Genomic DNA, 22,344 nt, shown 5'->3' with positions numbered 1-22,344 from the left:
TTCATATAAAGCAACAAAAGAAATATATTCTAGTCTATTTCAAAAAAGACCTTTAAAAACCTCAAATCAGTCTATAAAATTAAATAAGTAATTTAACCTATAAATTCAAATTCCCCAAAAGTTAGCCTATATGTTGAATAGGCCATCTTCTCAAAAAGATACTATATATATTCAATCCATTTTTCACTAGTATATTTCACTTTTTTCCCTACTAAGATTTACATAACGGAGGTATAACATGACAAATAAAAAAGATATGCATTACATACTTGCTCTATATGGCATTCTTCTAGGATCTATAGTAGGAGCTACAGTCTGGTTATTTTTAGTCACAATAAATATTGGAATCCACTTTATTTGGGGATACTTGCCTGAAGTTCTCTCTTTTCCCTCTTATTACACCCTTTGCGTAACAATAATTGGCGGGGTCCTTGTTGGTCTATCACAAAAACATTTCGGTACATACCCACGCCTTATGCCTGAAGTAATGGCTGAATATAAAAAAACTGGTCGAATCGAATATCGCTTTGTCCATCGGGCTACTTTAACAGCGATTATTGTTTTAATTTTCGGTGCTAGTCTTGGTCCAGAAGCCGCACTAGTTGGAATTATAGGCGGACTGTGCACATGGGTAGGGGATCGCTTTAAATTTGCCTTAAAGGGTATGAATGAGCTAACCGAGATCGGAATTGGCGCTACTTTAAGTGTCATTTTTAACGCACCATTATTCGGTTATTTAGCACCAAATGAAAATGAGGGGGAACAAATTGCTGCTTTTTCTAAAGGAAAAAAAGCGATTGTATACTTAGCTACTACTTTCGCAGGTTTTTCTGTTTATTTACTACTGAGTAAACTTGATAATCGTGGATCCTTTATTGTTGATTTCGGGGAAGGTACACTTTCTTTCAATGAATGGATTGCATTTCTTCCACTTGCTAGTATCGGTGCTATAGTTGGTTTCTTTTATTTCAAGTTAGAATTCACATTAGAAAAGTTAATTCACCCTTTTAGAGAATACAAGCTGACACTCGGAATTATCGGTGGTATTTTATTAGGAATTGCGGGAACCTTTCTTCCGTACACATTATTTTCAGGGGAACATCAATTAAAAGAATTAGTTGTTGAATGGAGCCATTTATCTTTTTGGATACTACTTCTTTCAGGGATTTTAAAGTTGTGCATTACTGCCGTTTGTTTGAACACAGGGTGGCGAGGTGGACATATCTTCCCAATTATATTTTCTGGGTCAAGTATCGGATACGCTGTAGCATCTATTCTTCCTATAGATCCAGTAGCATCTGTTGCCATCGTAACAACAGCAATTTCAAGCTATGCGTTACGAAAGCCAATAGCTATAACATTACTATTACTTATGTTTTTCCCGCTTAATTTACTATTGCCCATGCTTGGTGCAGCTGCTATCGGGAATGCCTTTCCACTCCCAAAACATAACGAAAATAAAAATTAATAAAAATAGGCAGTGGGGACGAAAGCTCCACTGCCTATTTTTTTATTACACATGCTGCTTCAATAACGCTTCCAACTCCTCAAAATTATGCACTTCATATGTCGGTATAATCCCACTATCATTTAATTTCCTTTCTGGATTAAACCAACAAGTATCAATTCCCGCTACATATCCACCTTTAATATCAGCGCTTAATGAATCACCAATAATCAGCCCTTCTTCAGGTGCAAAGTTAGGAATCCGTTCAAAAACATAATCAAAATACTCTTTCATCGGTTTTTGAAAACCTGTATCTTCCGAAACAAAGACATCTTTAAATAATGAATGTAACCCTGCATTGCGCAAACGTTTATCTTGCGTCTTAGAAACACCATTTGTCACTATATACAATTCATACTCCCCTTGAATTTGATTTATAAATTCAAATGCACCTTGCATGAGTTGATTTCCTTCTTCTAAGTAGTTACGATAATTATTTTTGAATAATATTCCATTTACTTCTTCTCCATACTCTTTAAACAACAGAGAGAATCGTGTATTTACAACTTCATTGCGTGATAGTTCACCTTTTTCAAAAGCATCCCAAAGACCTTTATTTATTTTTTTATAACGAGCCTCTATCTCGTCTGTTAAAGGGATTCCCTTCTCTTCAAAAAGTACCCGTAAAGCCACTTTTTCAGCCTTTTGGAAGTCTAGTAATGTATCATCTACATCAAATAACAATGTTTTATATTTTTTCATAAATTCATCACACTCTCTTTTCTACAAAAACAAATTTACATAAATCGTATCATTCCTTCTTGTAAAGATAATAGGAGATATCTCATACTATACATAGGGGTGAAAATATGAAAATCAGCAAAAATGAGGAAGAAATTTATCAATACATGCGAATCCATCAATTCCATACCCTATTTTCATTTCATGTCTTGCCATATGTAGAGCTGCATTCTTTTCAAACGAAAGAGATGATATGTAGTGAAGGAAATGCTCTCCCTTATCTCTATTACTTAATTTCTGGGAGAGCCAAAATATATATGAGTCATAAAAACGGGAAGGTTTCATTAATTAATTTTATTCAAGCACCATCTTTTATCGGGGAATTAGGATTAATAGGGGTAGAAAATATTACTAAGTCCGTTGAAGTACTAGAAGATTGTGTGTGTTTGGCACTTCCTCTTAAAGATTGTCAGCAACTTTTATTACAAGATGCAACGTTTTTACAGCACTTATGTAAATTTATTGGAGAAAAGACAATTACTCGCACTGAAAATTACGCAAAAAACTATAGTTATCCTTTTGAAAATCGATTAGCTGCTTTTATTTTATTAACAGAGCAAAATAATTGTTATATAGAAAAGCATACCGAGGCCTCGGAATATTTAAATGTCAGCTACCGTCATCTTTTATATGTATTAAATCAGTTTTGCCAACAAAATTATTTAAGAAAAGAAGGCCGAACATATTATATACAAGATCGAAATACATTAGAAAAGCTTGCTGATGAACTAAAAATATAAAAAAACAGCATTAACATATAAACGTTAATGCTGTTTTTTCGAGTGACGAGTATAATTTTAATTAAAATTTACTTGCTACTTTAGCTGCTTCTTCAAGACCTGCAGCGATGATTTCTTCTGCTTTATCTGGGAATTGGTTATGCCCTTCAATAACTACTGTTTCCATGTTTGTTGCGCCGAAGAAGCCCATCATACTTGCTACATATTTAACAGCCATTTCTACCTCAGCTGCTGGCCCTTCTGAATATACGCCGCCTCGTGCATTTAATAATGCAATCTTCTTATCTCCGATTAGGCCAACTGGACCCTCTGGCGTATATTTGAACGTTTTACCAGCACGGTTTAAATAATCAATATATGTGTGCAATACTGCTGGAATCGTTAAGTTCCATAATGGGAAGCCGAAAACAACTTTATCAGCTTCTAGGAATTGATTTAAATACTTATCAGCAACTGCTACTGCTTTTGCTTCTTCTTCTGTTAAATCAAATCCTTTACCTACCTTGAATGTACCATTGATCATGTCTACGCCTACGTATGGTAATTCTTCTTTATATAAATCAAGTTCTACTATTGTATCATTTGGGTTTGCTTCTTTATAGTTTGCTAAAAATGCCTCATATAATTTTACACTAACTGCTTGTTCCGCTGGACGGTTATTTGCTTTAACGAATAAAACTGTTGCCATTATTTATTCCTCCTAGTACTCACTCTTATGTTGTTATATGCTTTCAAAAAAGGTATCCCTTGTAATTGTTGTTTTGTTGCTTACAAACATATTTTATCTTTATATAAAGACAATTTCGTCCTCACATAGACGTATTTTTCCATAAAAAAAGTCCACCTTCTAAAGGCGAACTTGGTCTTACGACTTTCGTCTTATACAATTCCATTTTTAACTGCATATAATGCCGCTTGCGTACGATCAGATAAATTCAACTTACTCAAAATACTACTTACATGCGCCTTAACCGTCTTTTCTGTAATAACTAAAACAGATGCAATTTCCTTATTGCTCATCCCTTTCGCTAATAGCTGCAATACTTCATTTTCTCTCGCTGTTAGCACATCCACTTGAATAGAAGATTCTTCTTCCTTTTCTTCTACAGGTAATGTTTGAGAGAGAAGAGCATTTGCTATATCCGGATGTAATTGAATATTACCTTTATATGCGCTTCGAATAGCCTCAACAAGCTGATCTGGTTCTACATCTTTTAAAATATACCCACTTGCTCCAGCCCTTAATGCAGGTAACACATGCGCCTGATCAGAAAAGCTAGTTAATACAATTACTTTCACATTTGGATACTCTTTTTTTATATATGCCGTCGCCTCAACACCATCCATTTCAGGCATATATAAATCCATTAATATAACATCGGGATTTGTTTCTCCTACTTTCACTAACGCTTCTTTCCCATTATTCGCTTCTCCAACTAACTCTAAATCTTCCTGTGTACTTAAGAAAAATGCTAATCCTTTTAAAACGACTGTATGATCATCAACTAACAATACTTTTATTTTCACAAACTTCCCTCATTTTCACATCATAATGGTACATTTACTTTTACGCTCGTTCGTTTATTACTACTTACAATTTTAATTGTTCCACCAACTAATTCTACTCTTTCACGCATCGTAGTCATACCTAGTGATTTCTTTTCTTTTATATTCTTTTCCACAAAGCCCTTTCCTTGATCAACTATTTCTAATGATACATTTTTCTCATTCACTGTAAAATAAATCGTCGCTTCTTTTACACCTGCATGCTTACTTACATTGTTCAGTGCTTCTTGGCCTATGCGCCACAAAGCTTCTTCTACTACACGAGGTAAATCACGAACACCCGTAACTTGCTCCCTAATTTTCAGTCCCAAATTTTCACCGTACTGCTTTAGAGCTGGCAATAATCCTTTTTCTAATCCTGCCGGACGAAGCTGCCAAATTAATGTCCTCATTTCTTTCAAAGCTCCTTGCGCAAGTTCACGCATCTCATGCAAAGATTAATCTACCTTTTCATTTTTACCTTTTAAAACTGCCTCGGCGCCTTTTGTCATGAAGGTTAATGAAAATAATTTTTGCGAAACAGAATCATGTAAATCTCTTGCTAACCGATTTCTTTCTTCCATTCGTACAAGTTCACGGCGCTGCTCGTTTAACCTCAAATTCTCTATTATTAACGAAACATGGTTCGATAATGCTTGAATTACATCTATTGTATTAGCATCAAACTCTCCATTATTCAAACTAACACATAAAACACCAAATATATGGTTTTGAATATGTATTGGTGTAGCAATAACAGCTCGATTTAGATGTACATTATGTCCTATTTGATGTTTTATTAGAACTGGTTCATCTTGTTCTAACGCCTTCTTGGCCGCCTCTTTTACATCCTCTTGTAACTCTTCCTGAACGTAAGACGCTCGCAGAGATAATTCTTTTTCCTCCCTAATAAAAAGCGCTACTTGATTCCATTGAAATACTTCACCTACGTGATTTACCACCTTTTCAGGTAGTACATTAAACTTATGAATCATTTTTAAATCTTGAATGAAACGCTCTAATTTCACATAATAATGTGCTCTTCTCTTTTCATTTTCATATAATTTTGTTCGCTTTAAAGCCGTACCAATTTGGAAGGCAACCGATTGGAGTAATACTAATTCTTCTTCTGAAAAATGTGTTTTACCCGGACTTGCAACATTTAACACCCCAAATTTTTCTCCCCCAGCTTTTAAAGGAACCGTAGCATGATGAAGAATGCCCTCCGTATTCCCCCAATTATATTCAATTGCATTATTAATTCTTTTACATTCAATAATATTAACGGCTCTCTCTAATTTTCCATCTACAAAACCTCGTAAACACCAACATTCACCTTCGCACATCGGGCGTTTATTTTCATATGTAAGTGCCTCTGGTAATTGATAATCAATTAACTTCGTATACTTCCCATTTTCATCCGCAAGAAAAATCCATCCTGTCGTTAAACCTGTTACACTTAGCAATTTCTCGAGGACAGCTTGCAATACATGATATGTATCATTTGATGTATTTAATGTTTCTGCAATTTCCTTTAATATAACTAATTCATTCGTACGATTATCTCGAAACATACTCATTCTCCTGCATACAAGATTTTAAATAGCTCTTAAAATAAATCATCTACTTTTCACTTTGTACTTATTCGTAACATTGATATAATGGTGAAAACATAGTTTTCATTATATCACTCGAGGGGGCTTTCATAATGACATTAAATAAAGCACTTACTATCGCTGGTTCTGACACAAGTGGCGGTGCTGGTATACAAGCAGATTTAAAAACATTCCAAGAACTGGGCGTATACGGAATGACATCTCTTACAACAATCGTAACGATGGATCCACATAACGGTTGGGCACATAACGTATTTCCAATCCCAGCTTCTACATTAAAACCACAATTAGAAACAACAATTGAAGGTGTTGGCGTAGACGCTTTAAAAACAGGTATGCTTGGATCAGTAGAAATTATTGAAATGGTTGCAGAAACAATCGAAAAGCACAATTTCAAAAATGTAGTAGTTGACCCTGTTATGGTATGTAAAGGTGCAGATGAAGCATTACACCCTGAAACGAACGATTGCTTACGTGACGTTCTTGTGCCAAAGGCATTAGTTGTAACGCCAAACTTATTTGAAGCTTACCAATTAAGCGGTGTGAAAATTAATTCTCTTGAGGACATGAAAGAAGCAGCGAAGAAAATCCACGCTTTAGGTGCCAAATACGTACTAATTAAAGGCGGAAGCAAACTTGGTACGGAAACTGCAATCGACGTCCTATATGATGGAGAAACATTCGATCTTTTAGAATCAGAAAAAATTGATACTACAAATACACACGGCGCAGGTTGCACATATTCTGCTGCAATTACAGCAGAACTTGCAAAAGGAAAACCTGTGAAAGAAGCAGTAAAAACTGCTAAAGAATTCATCACAGCTGCTATTCGTTACTCATTCAAAATTAACGAATACGTAGGTCCAACTCACCATGGTGCATATCGTAAATTCGTTGTATCAAAAGAACTTGTCTAATATATAAATAAAAACACTCACAAGGTTCATACATTGCCTCTGTGAGTGTTTTTTATAAGCTTTATGTCTTCCGGTCATCTTATCTTTAAGATGCAGAGCTGACCTTATTTCTACCATTTCGTTTCGAGTAGTATAACGCATCATCCGCCGCTTGAATAAATTGCTCTGATGCCCCTTCATACTCTGAAACCCCTACCGAAACTGTAATTTTTATTTTTGTTCCATCTAACAATTCAAATGAATGTTTTTCAACAGCTATACGAGTTTGTTCCCCAACATGAATTCCATAAACCATTCCTTTCCTTGGTATCAAAAGCGCAAACTCCTCTCCACCCTTTCGAAAAACCAAATCCGGAAATGCTGACATTTCTCGCAAAATATGCCCTACTTGTTTTAACACTTCGTCTCCCGCTGGGTGCCCATACGTATCATTTACATGCTTAAAATGGTCAATATCTATAAGTAGTAAACAAAGTGAATCGTTTTTCAAGTGTTTATTACTAATATGACGATTCATCTCTAAATCAAACTGCCTTACGTTTCCTAGACCTGTCAATGCATCTATCGTTGCGTATTGCTTCATCGTTTGAAATAGCTCATTGGATTGTAAAACATAATTTGCACTTATGAATGTTATGTAACCTGTAATAATACTAGAAATTAAATATAATCCCACTATGTGGATCTCTTTAATTAACCATATATATAACGCTGGGATTAGAATAGATAAAATATATGCGTGTAACCATACCCACTTTTCCCCTAAAGAAAGCTTCATACGCGAAATAAAGATACTCCCTATTCCTATCGCAATGATTGTATAAAAGGCCACTTGAGAAGCTAATGAATAATCCATAAACAACAGTCTAGTTACTAAAATCATAATAATTGTTATGGTACTCGCTATCGGCCCTCCAATAATAACAGCTAGAATAACAGCTAAGTAGCGTAAATCCAATAGGATGGTACCAACACGAACACCGAAATACATTAGTAATATACCTAGTATCCCAGTAAAAATGCCTACTACACATTTCTGCCCAAAAGAGAATCCTTCTTTTAACGGCTTATCTCTTAAAAGCTGACCTCCAACAAAAATAAAGGAAAGAATAATTGTTGTATTTACAAATAAGTCCCTTAACATAAAATGATCTCCTTACTTTTCTATCTATCCCTTTCCTTACTTTATTGTATACGAAATCCCTATAATTCCCAAAGTTTTTATTTATTTTTTGCTGTTCCACGTGAAACAGCAAAAAATAAAAAGGGCGAAAACTCGCCCTTTTTCATTAACAACAGCGTGATATTTTTCCGCCCTTTGCGTTAAATCTTGCTTCTTGTGCCTCAGCAAAAAATTGCTTTTGACATAAAACCTCTTCTTCAGGATGATGCTTTTTCATATGCTCCACATATACTTCATAACTTGGTACCCCAACGAGCAAACTAATAAAGCGCTTCCTTTCCCCCCATACTTGCCACAGCTTTTTAAGCATAGTTCCTCGACTCACTTTCATCTCTAGGAATATATGGTGCCTCTTTTAACGGCATTGGCTTATTTCTTAATACTTGTATCCAAATTCGAAGTGCTGAAATTAACACAGCGATTACAACTATCATAAAAATCCCACAAAGCGCTGCATCAATATAATCATTGAAAATAATTTGCTTCATTTGAGCGACATTTTTAGCTGGCGCTAACACTTTTCCCTCATCTAATGCTCTCTGAAATACCTTTGCATGCGATAGAAATCCAATTTTAGGATTTTCATGAAATAGCTTTTGATACCCCGCCGTCATTGTTACAATCAGCAACCCGACAGTTGGAATAAGTGTTACCCAAACGTACGCCTTTTTTCCCATTTTGAACAAAATTGTCGTTCCAAGTAATAATGCAATACCTGCTAGCATTTGATTTGCAATACCGAAAAGTGGCCATAATGTATTAATTCCACCGAGCGGATCTATTACCCCTTGGTATAAGAAATATCCCCACCCTAATACACATAATGTTGTAGCGATTACATTTGCTAATGTAGAATCCGTTTTCCCAAATGGCTTATATACATGCCCTAAAATATCTTGAATCATAAATCGGCCGACACGCGTTCCGGCATCAATCGTTGTTAAAATAAATAGGGCTTCAAAGAGAATCGCAAAATGATACCAAAATGCCATCATGGCCGTTCCACCTATTACTTGTGAGAAAATATATGCCATACCTATCGCTAATGTTGGCGCACCACCTGTACGTGATAAAATCGTTTGCTCTCCAACATTTACAGCGAGATCTTTTAGTTCATTTGGTGTAATAGCAAATCCCCATGAGGAAATAACTTGAGCTGCCTGCGAGACATCTGTACCGATAAGTGCTGCGGGACTATTAATTGCAAAATACGTTCCCGGTGTTAATACACAAGCTGCAATCATCGCCATCGCTGCTACAAACGACTCCATTAACATTGCTCCATAACCGATTGGCTGTGCGTGTCCCTCTTGCTCAATCATCTTCGGCGTCGTACCTGATGAAACAAGAGCATGGAATCCAGACACTGCACCACAAGCAATAGTAATAAATAAGAAAGGGAATAGGTTTCCAGAGAACACAGGACCAGTTCCATCAATAAATTTCGAAACTGCTGGCATTTGTAAATCTGGTGCTACAATTAAGATACCGATTGCTAACCCTACAATTGTTCCGACTTTTAAAAATGTACTTAAATAATCACGTGGTGCTAAAAGCATCCAAACTGGTAATGCAGATGCAATAAATCCATATACAATAAGCATAATAGCAATTGTTTCACCACTAAATGTGAACATACTTGCAAGTGTTGGATTTTCTGCTACATACTGTCCTCCAACAAGAGATAAAATAAGTAGGATAATACCAATTACTGATCCTTCTCCAACACGACCAGGCCTAATATAGCGCATATAAACTCCCATTAAAATAGCGATAGGAATCGTTGCTGCTATCGTAAACATTCCCCAAGGACTTCCGATTAGTGCCTTTACTACGACCAACGCTAATACTGCTAATAAAATAATCATAATTCCTAAAATACCTATCATTGCAATTAGTCCTGTAACAGGTCCAATCTCATCTTTAATCATTTCTCCTAACGATTTACCATTACGTCTCATTGAAGCAAATAAAATAACAAAATCTTGGACAGCCCCCGCAACAACTACCCCAACAATAATCCAAATGGTCCCTGGTAAATACCCCATTTGTGCCGCTAAAATCGGTCCTACTAAAGGTCCCGCTCCAGCAATCGCTGCAAAGTGATGTCCAAACAATACCCACTTATTTGTTGGAACATAGTCTTTCCCATCATTTAATGTATGGGCTGGTGTTTGCCGATTATCATCTAAATTAAAAACCTTTCTCGCTATAAATCTACTATAAAAGCGATAAGCAACTGCATATACACATACGGCAGCTACTAAGAGCCATACAGCATTAATGGTTTCACCTTGTGATAAAGCTATTACCCCAAAAGCACCTGCTCCTACTGCTGTAATAACGCCCCAAAGTAAGATCGATTTCAATGTCTTCACATACAATTCCCCCAATACTATTTCTTAGTGGAGATTGTACTAAATTTTCTGAATATTTAACTTGAATCCTCCCTATCATGAAGGATTTTCAGTTTATCATGTTAAAATACTCTCATTATCTACTATAATTCAATGTTATTTCGAAGGCGTTTTACATAATTACGACTGACTGGAATCGGTTGCTCATCATACCTATCTAAATACAAATTATACGTGCCATTATAATAAGGTTTCAGTTCTTTTACATATGACATATTAATTAAATAGCTTTTATGTACACGTAAAAAATCATATGCATTTAGCTTATTTTCTAATTCCTGAAGTGTATATGTTGAAATATACTGATTATTCGTTGTGTAAATTGAAACAGTTTTATTTTCTTTATTTTTACTTACATATACGATATCTTCTGGAAGAATATATCGTATGCCCTCTTGACTTTCTATCGGTAGTTTTCGCAAATAACTCTTTGCTTTCTCACCTTGTTCTTTACCTATTTTATATAAAAGAAATTGTAAATCTTCTTCACGAAATGGTCGCAATAAATAATAAAATGCTTGAAAACGAAAAGCTGTAATAGATTCTTCTATGTTTTCACCTACAAAAATAAATTTTGTATAGCAATTTATTTCTCGTAATAAACTTGCATATTCAAAACCAGTACCATCTAGTAATTTGGAACTTAAAAAAACAAAGTCTGGTATATGTTTTTTCATCATAAATAAAGATTCTGTTCCTGTCTTTGCTTCAAAACATTCTACATTTCTCATATTTTCAGTGAAATTTTCAGCTAACTCTCTTCTCTCTTCTGCCTCTTCCATAATCAGTAAAATTTTCATTTCTTCAACCACCTAATTCTTTGTCCATATGTCCTGTTGTATACATTCGCTTTTATAAGAAATAATCCCTTTTTCTTACTATACCATTATTTATCTAAAAAAACAGAAAAAAGGAAACCACTTCGGTTTCCTCTCCCCTTTATCCCGTACTAACTGCCTATAAAGAGACAAGTAGTGTAGGATGATAAACGATCCAGGATACGTTTAAATTTTCACTTTATACTAATTCTCGTTGCTTCGTTTCCTGTCCAAGTATTATTACAGCGAATACACCAATTAAAATTGATCCACAGAAAATCGTAAATATTAATGATAGTGAAGCTTCTGAGGCAACTAAATATCCCACTAATAGTGGCCCAAGGATACCACCGATACGACCAAATGCTGCTGCCATCCCTGCACCTGTACCACGAATAACCGTTGGATACTGCTCAGGTGTATAGGCGTATAATGCTCCCCAAGCACCTAAGTTAAAGAAGGATAGTAGCATACCTGCCACAATTAATACTGTTAATGAATCCGCAACCCCAAACAAATAAGCACTGCAAGCTGTCCCAATTAAATACGTAACCAAAACAAATTTACGACCGAGACGTTCAATAAACCAAGCAGCGGTGAAATATCCTGGAAGTTGAGCTAATGTCATAATAAGTACGTATTGGAAACTTTTTATTAAACTAAATCCTTTTAGCACCATTACACTCGGTAACCAAAGGAACATTCCATAATAGGAAAAGACAACACAAAACCATAGAATCCATAGCATAATTGTTGCTTTACGATATTCCCCAGACCAAACTGATTTTATATTTTCAATAACAGATGGCCTTTTTTCAACTTTTTGGAACCTTGGGGAATCCGGTAAATTCCATCTTAAATATAAAGCATATAGTGCTGGAACTGCACTCAATACCATCGCAACTTCCCAACCATATTTAGGAATAACAAAATACGAGATAAGAGCTGCAATTAGCCATCCACCTGCCCAAAAACTTTCTAATAACACAACAATTTTCCCACGCTCATGCGCTTCAACACTCTCTGATACTAGTGTAGAGGCAACTGGAAGCTCTCCGCCAAGCCCCATACCAATTAAAAAGCGTAAAACGAGAAACATTGCAAGTGTTGTTGTTAATGCGGTTAAACCACTACCGATAGAAAATAACAATAATGTAATAATAAAGACTGATTTCCGCCCTATTTTATCTGATAGTATCCCAAAAATAAGCGCTCCTACTGCCATACCGATTGAGTTAATACTGCCTATCCAGCCCATTTCTTGCGTACTTAATCCCCAATCCTTTTGCAAGGCTACCATTACAAATGAAAGCATTCCAACATCCATTGCATCAAATAGCCATCCAAGCCCAGCTATACCAAGTAGTTTGCGCTTCGAAATTTCTTTTACCTTGCCCACTAGAAGTCCTCCTCACACAGGTGTCTTTACACATCATTTTACATGTGTGAATTGTATAAGTAAAATACTTTTGTGTAAAAAATTCTCCTTCATCATTCCCAAAAAGTAAAACGTCTATCCCGATTGGTGAGAGCTAATAATCAGTGGGGATGCCTCACTAATTAAAGTTTCAATTTATTAAAAATGAACAAATAAAAAAAGCAGCGATATTTCGCTACTTTTTCGAACGCATTACTTCTTTTAAAAATTCCGCTAATACTAACTGACGACGCCAGCGTGTTGGATTACTGCATAATCTATAAAACCACTCTAAATGAATCGCTTGAATCCATTTTGGTGCACGTTTTACCTCTCCAGCCCATACGTCTAAACTTCCACCCACTCCAACAGCCATTTTCGTTTCTAAACGATGCTTATTGTTTTGGATAAAGTTCTCTTGTCTCGGGAAACCAAGTGCAACAAGTAATAAATCTGGTTTTGCTTCTTGAATGCGAGAAATAATATTCTCTTCGTCTTCTTGTTTAAAATAACCATCTTGTATACCGGCGATGGATACAGCTGAATATGTCTTTGTTAAATGATCTGCTGCAGCTTGTACAACATGCGGCTTTGCACCTAATAAGAAAACAGATACCGGCTTACTATCTTCTGATAACTTCGCAAGTAAATTACACATTAAATCAAAACCTGCTACACGTTCTTTTAAAGGTGTACCAAGCATCCCGCTTGCCTTTACAACCCCAATACCATCAGGTGTAATTAAATCTGTATTCAATAATGTTTGATAGAACTTTTCATCCTTTTTTGCGCACATAACAATTTCAGGGTTTGCTGTTACTACCTGAAACGTATGAGTTCGCTCCGCTTCTAGTTGTTCTTTTAAATATTGGACCGTTTCATCCATTGTCATTGTAGAAAAAGGAACGCCTAGAATATCAACTGTTTGTACTGCCATAGTTAACTATCCTCTCTATCATTACAAGTTTTTCGCTATTAATTGCTTATATGTTTCCTTTGTATCTTCATATAGTTTTTGAAGTGAGAAGTTCATAGTAGCATGCTCATAAATATGTTTACCCATTGCTGCTAACTCTCCAGTTTTCCACTTATCATACGCTTCTTCTAAAGCTAATGCCAATGCCTTTCCATCACCTGTTGGCACAATCCATCCGTAAGTTTCATCTACGATTAATGGTTCAATTTCTCCAGCCCTAGTCACAATTGATGGTACGCGTTGATTTGCCGCTTCTAATAAAACTAGTGGGAACCCTTCACTATGGGAAGTTAATAAATTTACATGTGACGACGCAAATAATTGTTTTACATCTTGACGATGTCCTAAAAACTCTACTTTATCGTTAATCCCTTTTTCAGTAGCTAATGACTTTAGATTTTCTTCTAATGGGCCATCGCCAACTAATAATACTTTAATTTTCTCTAATTTTGTTTGTTGTAACGCATCGAATAAAACTTCATGTCCTTTGACAGGATGTAATCGTGCTACTTGGATTGCCGTAAATACATCTTCATCAATATTGAACATTTCTTTTTTATTATAACCTTCTGCTTTTTCCTTATCGTATTCAATTCCATTATAAATAACATGCATCTTTTCATTTGAAATACCTAATGCTGCCAGGCTTTTTTTCAATCTATTCGTTACAACGAAAAATAAGTCTATATTTTTTAAGGCTTTCAAATTTAATTTCGTAAAAATCCAACCTTTTAAGCCCTGTTTAGTAAAGTCTTGAAACGGATCACTATGAATAGTCGTTACCCATTTTGCCTTTATTCTCTTTTTCATTAAAGAAACATAGAAATTAGCCCTGGGGCCATGTGTATGAACTACATCAAATTTTTCTTTATTAATAAATTCACTTATATTCTTTAAAATGGATAAATCATAGCGCGATTTTTGTGAAAACACATGGACTTTTATCCCTAACTCCCTTGCTTCCTTCGCAACAATTCCATCTTCAAATACTGCTAATTCTACTTCACCAGTTGGAAACTGATCGAGAAGTGAAATAATATGTGTTTTCCCTCCCCCATCTTCTGCTCCTGCATTCATATGCAATATTCTCATATTTTTTCCTCCTTTAAATCCTCGCTACGTTTCCATCTATTTTTATTTTACTGTCCTAAAAAATAAAAGCTAACAAAAGTTAGCTTTTATTTTTATCATTCAATTTCTAGGTCTACTATTAGATAAGCTAACACCACTACAAAGTAAATTCCAACTCCTGGTGCTGTTAAAATATGTCCTGCAATATAAGCAATACCTAACGCTAACAATAAGCTTGCTGAAATCATTCCATATTTTATATTAAATATGTCCTTAAATCTCGTAGCAAATGCTAGTAGAATTCTTAGCCCGTAATAAATAAATGGAATCATTAGTAATACAAAGCCAATAATTCCGAAATCATAAAACCAATCATGGAAGTCCATTTCAATTAGTTTTGGATCTGGCTGCTTTTGTTCATTGTATTTAAAGTTACCTGCATAACCCATTCCTAATAACTTTTGTGACATTGGCGCTTCTTTAAAGAACTGCTTATGTCTTTCTTCATATACTTGACGTCCACTGAAAATAAGGTTTTCTTGATTTTCTTTCTTTTGTTCTTTCTCAAGTTCTTTCTTAACTTCTACTTCTATCTTCGCTTTTTCTTCTGGCTTTTCAACTTTATGGTGATTTTCTTCTTTTTCTTTAAGTTCTTGTTCTTTTTTCAGCTTCTCTTTAATTTCTTGTTCTTTTTGATCTTGTTGTGCTACATTTTGCTCTGTTAAATAGTTATTGTGAATACCCATATTTTGCGCTAATGGTGTTTGTTTAAACGACCCAACTACACCGGCTAATAGGATAATAGCAATTACTGCGTTAAGTGCAAGAGATTTTTTGTTTGGGTTTTTTCTATCAAATAATAATTGTAGTACAATGATTCCGATTGCTGCCGCTAACGTAACACCAATTGAGCCCATTCCTACTTTCGTACCAACTTGAATTAAAGAGTAAATCATTAAAAGTGATGGAATCCAATATAAAATATGTTTCCAGCTCTTTGTTTTTTGAATAGAATATAGTACCACAATAGGGAAAATAATAGCTAAGATTGAACCTAGTTCATTCCCTGCATAGAACCAACCTCGAGAACCAACCTTCATCCATTCATAACTACCAAAGTCAGTAGATGTTGAAATAGAAATAACCATAATTGCATTAATGATTAATGTAGAATATACAATACTATTTCGAACCTTATCACTAATATTAACTGTCTTTTTCAATGATTTTAAAGCTAAAATGTATGACCCCAGCATAATATATATATATAATGCTTTCGCAACGAATTTAACTTCTTCACTAAGTACAATAGGATCCTTAACTATTTTGTTATTAATAAATCCTACCCCTAAAACTCCGGCTAATAATATAAGGTAAATTAAAAACTTTCTATTTTCCTTCTCTTTTGCCTGAATTAAAATGTAAATACCACCAACAGCCATAATAAGGAATCTTACTAAAATCCCAACGGTAGCATTTGACTTTAATAAAGTGATGCTAAGAGACGTTAATAAATCTAAAACAGGCTGTAAAATAATAAAAAAGAGCAAAAAATGCTCAAATCTAACCCTAGCTTGATTTGCTAACATTCCAAGACCTCCATACAAAATCTTAACATTATCTTTTAATCATAATTTATTATCGTTAAAACACACCTAGCAATTATAACATAACTCATATTTAAATTGAGAACTATTTTTATACCGAAACTAGCCACTCCACCTTAAGTAACAATAGAAAATATTATCCTTTAGCTATCCTTCCCTATCTCTATAAAAACTATCTAACACCCTTTCACTTATTATCAGCATTATAGTAACATTTATTAATCCTTGTATTAATATATAAAATTTAATAATTACAAAATGACATCTACTCGGCTATCCTACAACTAAAGATTAACTTTGCTTCATTTTCCCCTAAACATTTTCAAACGCTTTCTTTATGTATTTTATCCGTTTTTCTACATGTAACGAAAAGTAATTGTTATTTCCAATACTTTAGTGTATATTTTTTCTCTGGAACATCTTTAAGAGGAAGGGATTAAGGCCATGTTATTAATCGATATATTTACGTTTCTTGGCATTATCGCCGCTGCCATTTCTGGTACATTAGTTGGTTTAAAAAAAGATTTAGATTTATTTGGTGTCCTTTGTTTAGCTGTAGCTACTGCGCTCGGCGGCGGTATTATTCGTGATATCATGATTGGTAACCTGCCCCCTGTCGCATTTGTAAAACCCATTTACTTTTTCGTAAGTGTATTATCAGCATTATTTACTTGTATGTTTTTTGAGCGCATCAATAAACTTCAAGTCGTTATTATGCTTTCTGATGCTGTTGGCTTAGGCGTTTTTACAGCTATTGGTGCAAATGCGGCAATGTCACATCATGTTGACGCCTCATTTCTAGTTGTTTCAATGGGAGTCATTACAGGTATTGGAGGCGGTATTTTGCGTGACATTTGTGCTCAAGATATCCCTTACGTATTCCGAAAAGAAATTTACGCAATCGCTTCTATCTTAGGAGCAATTAGCTTCCTAATCACACACGCTATGGGGGCGCACGTATTAGCTTTCTATGTTTGTTTATTAGTAACATTCGTTATTCGTGTCGTCACTGTAATATATAATGTGCATTTCCCTGTTTTCTTTAAAACACATGCTAAAATTAATAAAGGCCATTAAGAGAATTCTAGATAGAATTCTCTTAATTTATATACTATTCAACGAACTAATATAGAGTAATTATATATAAGCATATATAATTACTCTATATTAGTTTTAAAATTGAAAACGTTTTATATACAGGGGGAAGAATGATGCTTGGGGTTTTCAAAAAAAATATTAATAAAACAAATGCCAGTATAATCGAATTAAGTAAGGACCAACAAATAACTTTTAATGTACCTACTAATTCTGAATTAAAAATTCAAATGGATATGCTACATATTTCAAAAGAAGATTTACAAGTTGTAAAAGTACTACAGCCTTTTATTTATGCAGAAATTGATTGGATTACTGAAAAATTCTATGCCAACATTACAAAACAACCTAATTTAATTACTATTATTGAGCGTTACAGCTCTATTCCAAAACTAAAACAAACTTTAAAAACACATATTAAAGAATTATTCAGCGGCAATATGCATGAAGATTTTATTGAACAGCGTGTTAGGATTGCCAAAAGGCATGTACAAATTGGTTTACATCGAAAATGGTATACTGCTGCTTATCAAGAATTATTCCGCTCTATCATGAAGATTTTACAAACAAAATTAACAACAATCGATGATTTTTCCTATTCTATAAATGTCATAAATAAATTATTCACTCTTGAACAAGAACTTGTTCTTGCAGCTTATGAATCTGAATATGAAAGAATGCAAAAAGAGCATGAGAAAGAAAAAGAATTAACTGCTATGACAATTACGCATATCGCAACAGAACTAGCTGCTGTATCTGAAAAGACAAGCTCTTCTATTCAAAAACTAACCGCTAAGTCTGAAACTATTGTAGAGATTGCTAAAACAGGTACATCATTAGCTACAACATCTGAAGAAAAAGCGAATAAAGGGAAAGAACAATTAAACCAGCAAAACAAACGAATGGGATCTATTCAAATGAATATGGAAACAATTATTACAGATACTCATGAACTTCTTGATATTTCTAACAAAATTAACGAAATCATAGATATCGTTAAATCAATCGCGGAGCAAACAAATTGACTCGCACTAAATGCTGCTATCGAGTCTGCACGTGCTGGAGAATTTGGGAAGGGGTTTTCTGTTGTTGCTGGTGAAATACGAAAATTATCAGAGCAAACGAAAGAATCTATCTTTAACGTTACAAAGCTCGTCGAAAAAACAAATGAACAAATTATCCGTGTCTCGTCTTCCGTGAAACAAATTAGCTCTCTCGTATCAGAAGGAACGGATAGTATGTCGGCAACAGATCGATACTTCGAAGAAATTGTAAAAGATATGTCTAACTCAAAAGAACAGAATAAGAAAATTGAACATGAGCTACAAGCTATTTCACAAGTAATGAAAGAAATTCAAGATGATTCCTCACAAATGGCTCTAACAGCCGATAATTTACAACTAGAACTAAATCGATAAGATAAAGTGAAACTTTAATCAGCCCTCAACAATCGGGCTTTTACAGGCGGTCCGCCCCCACCTAACTTCTTTGCTTTCGCTGATTTTGAGGTGGGGGGCTTACTACCTGGAAAATAACGGGATAAAATTTAGGTCAGGCATACTTTTCATCTGCACTGACTACTAAATTTCACCTTCCATCAAAAAAAGAATCCAGAATGGATTCTTTTTATTTTCTGAAAAATATTTTTTGACAATACACATAACTCATATAAACACCAAAGCTCTGCAAAATAAACAATCCTGGCATAATTACATTGTAATATGCCATATCTACTTGGAAGAGCTTTAACAATACGTATCCACTAATTAAAAATAAGAACAACATATATCCCTCATTTTGTTGTTTCTTAATAAGGAAGTGTAATAGAGCTATAGTCATAAACAATGTTACGGCTATATATATCAGTTTTTCACATTTGAAAAGAATAGAATTTATTCCCTCATCTGAAAACTGATTTATCATCGGTTCTAAAAGTTTAAATCTTTCTCCCTCAATCTCTTTTAACTTTTGATCAATATGCTCTGTTACACTTTGATTTTTCGATATTTTTTCTTCATATTGCGTGTTTCCAATTAAAACAGATTGAACATACGTCTCATTCGCAATCGTATATTGTGACAGTCCCATTGCCTTAATTCCATAATTCACACCAAAATGAGTACTATAAAATAGAATAAGTATCCCTACCATCTTTAGTAACACCTTTTGTTTCGTTGCTGATTGAGACACTTCAATTAATAATACATATACCGTGATAAAAATAGGAAGAAATAATCCCATTGGAAAAATCATATTACTAAATGCAAATAAAACCGCTGAAAACACCCACATATAAGGATGATCTAACCCTTTATATAAAAGTATGTAACAAGCAAAATAAAATAAAAATATTGCAAGTGACTCAGGAGTTAATACGGAACTCAGCAATATATTTGGAATATACAGAGCATAAAATATAGAAGCAATACGCCCGCATTCTTCTCCAAAAACCATTGCTGCAATACGATAAATAAAAAATGCAGTTCCTGCGCAAAATAACACATTAAATAGTTGTAAAGCGAATAATGTATCACCAAATATACGAATAATTACTGACTCATATATAATAAAAGGCAAATGAGTGACAGTCCCTATATTATTACCAATTGCAATCTGCTTTGCAGACTCATACATCACTTTCATATCACCAATTATTGGAGCATCTACAAATAACAGCATACTAAGCCTCACAACTATAGATATACTTATAAGAAAAACAAGAAATTGTTTATCTGTGAAACGATATTGTAGAATTGATGCCACTAACAAAATGAGTATGACGAAAATTGCCAATATGATTGTTACACTTGCTGTACTTCCTCCAAAGAATTGCTTACTTGTCTCAAATGCTGCCCAACAACTATAAACAAAAAATGCGAACATCGCACCGATCGTAATTTTATTGAAGAAAGATGAAAAATTTGTTTGTATATGATTCATATGTCCATTGCACCTCTATTTCCATTCATAACAAAACGATTCTATCATGAATGGGTACACGGCTGATAGAGAATTTCTATGACAAATACATAGTCATTACTTTTTACTTGCAATGTAAGCGAATCCTCTTTTACACTACATTTTAGATAAAATAAATTTTCTTTCAGTTACATGAATACAAATACAGAAGTTTAAATAATACTCTTTTGGACTACACTTTACTTCATTAAATATCTAATATGAGTACTAAGCTTACACATATTATTCTGATTGAAAACAGACTATAGGGGCTGAATATATGGAAAAGAAATTCATGCGAGAATCTAAAGCAATTAAGACAACACGTGTTTTTCCTAACGATTTAAATAATCACCAAACACTTTTTGGGGGGAAATTATTAGCAGAAATTGATAGTATTGCTTCAATTGCGGCTGCAAGACATAGTCGTAAACATTGCGTAACAGCATCTATTGATTCAGTTGATTTTTTAACTCCAATTCACCAAGCTGATTCTGTTTGTTATGAAGCATTCGTATGTTATACAGGGAAATCTTCAATGGAAGTTTTCGTAAAAGTAATTGCAGAAAATTTATTAGCAGGCGAGCGTAGAATTGCTGCTACTTGCTTCATTACATTTGTAGCAATAAAAGATGGAAAACCTTCGTCCGTACCACAAGTACTCCCTGAAACTCAGGAAGAACATTGGTTACACACAACCGGTTTAGAACGCGCGGAAAACCGAAAAAAAGGACGTTTAAAAAGTAAAGAGATGGCTGAAGTTTTAACTTTAAGTAAGCCTTGGAATATTTAACATAATCTTCTCATCGTACATGCACAGGCTCTTCCTTGCATGTATTTTTTATTATAAAAAATACTATCGCTTGCCTTTGTATTCAGTGGCCTCCCCCTAAAATCACCCATCAGTTTTTCCTTTATTTTCTTATACTTTTAATGGTATATTAAGTAAAGTTGTTTATAAATAACCATAATATAGTTAAATATGTAAGGGGTGGTGCGGTAATGTCTATCGAGGTACCAATTTCAATACCAAAAACTTTGATTATTATTCCAGCCTATAATGAGGAAGAAGCAATTGCAGATACATTAACAAGATTACTAGAACTAAAACAACATTTTACAGCGTTAAGCATTTGCGTTATTAATGATGGTTCACAAGATAAAACAGCTCAAATCGTAAAAAATTTCCCTGATCATCTTATTAATCTACCATATAATCTGGGCATCGGTTCTGCGGTACAAACTGGCTATAAATACGCATATGAGAATGGATATGATATTGCAATTCAGTTCGATGCTGATGGACAACATAATCCGGATGATTTATACAAAATTATTCAGCCTATTGCTGAAGGTCAATGTGATATGGTGCTAGGTTCACGCTTTACAGAAAAAACAGCTTACAAAGGTAGTATTTCAAGAAGAATCGGTATTTTTTATTTTACTGCCCTACTGAAAGTATTAACGAAACAAACATTTATGGATCCAACTTCTGGATATCGTGCTATCAATCGAGAAGTAATTACGATTTTTGCGCACAATTATCCAAAAGATTATCCAGAGCCAGAAGTTCTTATTCATTTAAAAAAGAAAAAACTTCGTATTAATGAGATATCTGTAAATATGCAAGAACGACAAGGTGGACAATCTTCCATCACACCTCTTAAATCTGCATATTACATGATTAAAGTAAGTCTTGCTATATTGATGCAAAAAATCGTGAAAGGTTGATAGTG

The 22,344-nt window shown here is 34.3% G+C and carries 18 protein-coding genes and 3 pseudogenes; 8 read left to right on the top strand and 13 right to left on the bottom strand.

The genetic code is table 11. The features are described from left to right. Positions 1 to 238 precede the first annotated feature (238 nt). Positions 239 to 1,468, top strand: a complete 1,230-nt coding sequence (locus AC3WVZ_RS27455; protein WP_017672914.1) for a chloride channel protein — start codon at positions 239 to 241, stop codon at positions 1,466 to 1,468. 45 nt (positions 1,469 to 1,513) lie between these two features. Here the strand turns inward: AC3WVZ_RS27455 and AC3WVZ_RS27450 are convergent, their stop codons facing one another. Further along, positions 1,514 to 2,209 carry a YjjG family noncanonical pyrimidine nucleotidase gene (locus tag AC3WVZ_RS27450; RefSeq protein ID WP_065212357.1) on the bottom strand — a complete coding sequence of 232 codons (696 nt, stop codon included), beginning with the start codon at positions 2,207 to 2,209 and terminating at the stop codon, positions 1,514 to 1,516. A 107-nt stretch (positions 2,210 to 2,316) separates the two neighbouring features. Between AC3WVZ_RS27450 and AC3WVZ_RS27445 the strand changes: the two genes are divergently transcribed. After that, entirely contained in the window at positions 2,317 to 2,988 is a 672-nt protein-coding gene (locus AC3WVZ_RS27445; RefSeq protein ID WP_000703327.1) for a transcriptional regulator YeiL, read from the top strand. Between the two features lie 61 nt (positions 2,989 to 3,049). Here AC3WVZ_RS27445 and AC3WVZ_RS27440 read toward each other — a convergent pair whose 3' ends face one another. The 3 genes and pseudogenes from AC3WVZ_RS27440 to AC3WVZ_RS27430 all read right to left on the bottom strand — a co-directional run bounded on the left by AC3WVZ_RS27440 (position 3,050) and on the right by AC3WVZ_RS27430 (position 6,107). After that, on the bottom strand, positions 3,050 to 3,676 hold the full coding sequence (locus tag AC3WVZ_RS27440; RefSeq protein WP_233935698.1) for an FMN-dependent NADH-azoreductase: 627 nt from the start codon (positions 3,674 to 3,676) through the stop codon (positions 3,050 to 3,052). A gap of 191 nt (positions 3,677 to 3,867) precedes the next feature. Beyond that, positions 3,868 to 4,515, bottom strand: a complete 648-nt coding sequence (locus AC3WVZ_RS27435; RefSeq protein ID WP_000695801.1) for a response regulator — start codon at positions 4,513 to 4,515, stop codon at positions 3,868 to 3,870. A gap of 20 nt (positions 4,516 to 4,535) precedes the next feature. After that, positions 4,536 to 6,107: pseudogene (locus tag AC3WVZ_RS27430) on the bottom strand (GAF domain-containing sensor histidine kinase). Positions 6,108 to 6,241: 134 nt separating this feature from the next. Between AC3WVZ_RS27430 and pdxK the strand changes: the two are divergent. Continuing rightward, positions 6,242 to 7,066, top strand: coding sequence for a pyridoxine/pyridoxal/pyridoxamine kinase (pdxK, locus tag AC3WVZ_RS27425; RefSeq protein ID WP_000174252.1), 825 nt, complete (start codon positions 6,242 to 6,244; stop codon positions 7,064 to 7,066). An 85-nt stretch (positions 7,067 to 7,151) separates the two neighbouring features. On the opposite strand, the gene AC3WVZ_RS27420 is transcribed toward pdxK, so the two are convergent. The 8 genes from AC3WVZ_RS27420 to AC3WVZ_RS27385 all read right to left on the bottom strand — a co-directional run bounded on the left by AC3WVZ_RS27420 (position 7,152) and on the right by AC3WVZ_RS27385 (position 16,537). Beyond that, entirely contained in the window at positions 7,152 to 8,210 is a 1,059-nt protein-coding gene (locus AC3WVZ_RS27420; protein ID WP_017657620.1) for a GGDEF domain-containing protein, read from the bottom strand. A gap of 145 nt (positions 8,211 to 8,355) precedes the next feature. Beyond that, positions 8,356 to 8,559: a YbdD/YjiX family protein gene (locus AC3WVZ_RS27415; protein ID WP_000914503.1), complete on the bottom strand. Its 204-nt coding sequence runs from the start codon at positions 8,557 to 8,559 to the stop codon at positions 8,356 to 8,358. Next, positions 8,552 to 10,627 (bottom strand): carbon starvation protein CstA, encoded by a 2,076-nt coding sequence (cstA, locus tag AC3WVZ_RS27410; protein ID WP_000854314.1) that lies wholly within the window; start codon positions 10,625 to 10,627, stop codon positions 8,552 to 8,554. The genes AC3WVZ_RS27415 and cstA overlap by 8 nt, the downstream gene beginning before the upstream one ends. Positions 10,628 to 10,749: 122 nt before the next feature. Next, a complete protein-coding gene (locus AC3WVZ_RS27405) occupies positions 10,750 to 11,466 on the bottom strand; it encodes a LytR/AlgR family response regulator transcription factor (protein ID WP_000698256.1) in 717 nt (238 codons plus the stop codon). Between the two features lie 217 nt (positions 11,467 to 11,683). Continuing rightward, positions 11,684 to 12,883 carry an MFS transporter gene (locus tag AC3WVZ_RS27400; protein WP_000521077.1) on the bottom strand — a complete coding sequence of 400 codons (1,200 nt, stop codon included), beginning with the start codon at positions 12,881 to 12,883 and terminating at the stop codon, positions 11,684 to 11,686. 214 nt (positions 12,884 to 13,097) lie between these two features. Next, the gene (locus tag AC3WVZ_RS27395) at positions 13,098 to 13,838 is read right to left on the bottom strand and encodes a WecB/TagA/CpsF family glycosyltransferase (protein WP_000290748.1); all 741 of its coding nucleotides are present in this window, start codon (positions 13,836 to 13,838) and stop codon (positions 13,098 to 13,100) included. A 21-nt stretch (positions 13,839 to 13,859) separates the two neighbouring features. Further along, positions 13,860 to 14,969: a glycosyltransferase family 4 protein gene (locus AC3WVZ_RS27390; protein ID WP_001221227.1), complete on the bottom strand. Its 1,110-nt coding sequence runs from the start codon at positions 14,967 to 14,969 to the stop codon at positions 13,860 to 13,862. Between the two features lie 95 nt (positions 14,970 to 15,064). Then, positions 15,065 to 16,537 (bottom strand): O-antigen ligase family protein, encoded by a 1,473-nt coding sequence (locus AC3WVZ_RS27385; protein WP_063246329.1) that lies wholly within the window; start codon positions 16,535 to 16,537, stop codon positions 15,065 to 15,067. Positions 16,538 to 16,999: 462 nt separating this feature from the next. On the opposite strand from AC3WVZ_RS27385, the gene AC3WVZ_RS27380 reads away from it, so the two are divergent. The 3 genes and pseudogenes from AC3WVZ_RS27380 to AC3WVZ_RS27370 all read left to right on the top strand — a co-directional run. Next, complete coding sequence (locus AC3WVZ_RS27380; protein ID WP_000924371.1) at positions 17,000 to 17,632, top strand: trimeric intracellular cation channel family protein; 633 nt, start codon at positions 17,000 to 17,002, stop codon at positions 17,630 to 17,632. 131 nt (positions 17,633 to 17,763) lie between these two features. Beyond that, positions 17,764 to 18,315, top strand: a pseudogene (locus AC3WVZ_RS27375) (protoglobin family protein); the annotation flags it as partial. 339 nt (positions 18,316 to 18,654) lie between these two features. After that, a pseudogene (locus tag AC3WVZ_RS27370) lies at positions 18,655 to 19,068 on the top strand (methyl-accepting chemotaxis protein); the annotation flags it as partial. A 208-nt stretch (positions 19,069 to 19,276) separates the two neighbouring features. Here AC3WVZ_RS27370 and AC3WVZ_RS27365 read toward each other — a convergent pair. Then, on the bottom strand, positions 19,277 to 20,590 hold the full coding sequence (locus AC3WVZ_RS27365) for an ArnT family glycosyltransferase (RefSeq protein ID WP_233935697.1): 1,314 nt from the start codon (positions 20,588 to 20,590) through the stop codon (positions 19,277 to 19,279). Between the two features lie 298 nt (positions 20,591 to 20,888). Here AC3WVZ_RS27365 and AC3WVZ_RS27360 point away from each other — a divergent pair, with 298 nt between their 5' ends. Both AC3WVZ_RS27360 and AC3WVZ_RS27355 read left to right on the top strand, forming a co-directional pair. Then, positions 20,889 to 21,401, top strand: a complete 513-nt coding sequence (locus AC3WVZ_RS27360) for an acyl-CoA thioesterase (RefSeq protein WP_000412126.1) — start codon at positions 20,889 to 20,891, stop codon at positions 21,399 to 21,401. Between the two features lie 209 nt (positions 21,402 to 21,610). Continuing rightward, entirely contained in the window at positions 21,611 to 22,339 is a 729-nt protein-coding gene (locus AC3WVZ_RS27355; RefSeq protein WP_233935696.1) for a glycosyltransferase family 2 protein, read from the top strand. Positions 22,340 to 22,344: the final 5 nt, after the last annotated feature.

The organism is Bacillus sp. CPT56D-587-MTF (assembly GCF_058792335.1).
This window is presented reverse-complemented; position numbering and strand designations above follow the sequence as displayed.

Coding starts and splice junctions, on each gene's coding strand:
- AC3WVZ_RS27420 (WP_017657620.1), bottom strand. CDS start 8,210: ATGTTAAGGGACTTATTTGTAAATACAACAATTATTCTTTCCTTTATT.
- AC3WVZ_RS27395 (WP_000290748.1), bottom strand. CDS start 13,838: ATGGCAGTACAAACAGTTGATATTCTAGGCGTTCCTTTTTCTACAATG.
- AC3WVZ_RS27440 (WP_233935698.1), bottom strand. CDS start 3,676: ATGGCAACAGTTTTATTCGTTAAAGCAAATAACCGTCCAGCGGAACAA.
- AC3WVZ_RS27450 (WP_065212357.1), bottom strand. CDS start 2,209: ATGAAAAAATATAAAACATTGTTATTTGATGTAGATGATACATTACTA.
- AC3WVZ_RS27360 (WP_000412126.1), top strand. CDS start 20,889: ATGGAAAAGAAATTCATGCGAGAATCTAAAGCAATTAAGACAACACGT.
- AC3WVZ_RS27415 (WP_000914503.1), bottom strand. CDS start 8,559: ATGCTTAAAAAGCTGTGGCAAGTATGGGGGGAAAGGAAGCGCTTTATT.
- AC3WVZ_RS27385 (WP_063246329.1), bottom strand. CDS start 16,537: ATGTTAGCAAATCAAGCTAGGGTTAGATTTGAGCATTTTTTGCTCTTT.
- pdxK (WP_000174252.1), top strand. CDS start 6,242: ATGACATTAAATAAAGCACTTACTATCGCTGGTTCTGACACAAGTGGC.
- AC3WVZ_RS27455 (WP_017672914.1), top strand. CDS start 239: ATGACAAATAAAAAAGATATGCATTACATACTTGCTCTATATGGCATT.
- AC3WVZ_RS27365 (WP_233935697.1), bottom strand. CDS start 20,590: ATGAATCATATACAAACAAATTTTTCATCTTTCTTCAATAAAATTACG.
- AC3WVZ_RS27380 (WP_000924371.1), top strand. CDS start 17,000: ATGTTATTAATCGATATATTTACGTTTCTTGGCATTATCGCCGCTGCC.
- AC3WVZ_RS27390 (WP_001221227.1), bottom strand. CDS start 14,969: ATGAGAATATTGCATATGAATGCAGGAGCAGAAGATGGGGGAGGGAAA.
- AC3WVZ_RS27355 (WP_233935696.1), top strand. CDS start 21,611: ATGTCTATCGAGGTACCAATTTCAATACCAAAAACTTTGATTATTATT.
- AC3WVZ_RS27445 (WP_000703327.1), top strand. CDS start 2,317: ATGAAAATCAGCAAAAATGAGGAAGAAATTTATCAATACATGCGAATC.
- AC3WVZ_RS27405 (WP_000698256.1), bottom strand. CDS start 11,466: ATGAAAATTTTACTGATTATGGAAGAGGCAGAAGAGAGAAGAGAGTTA.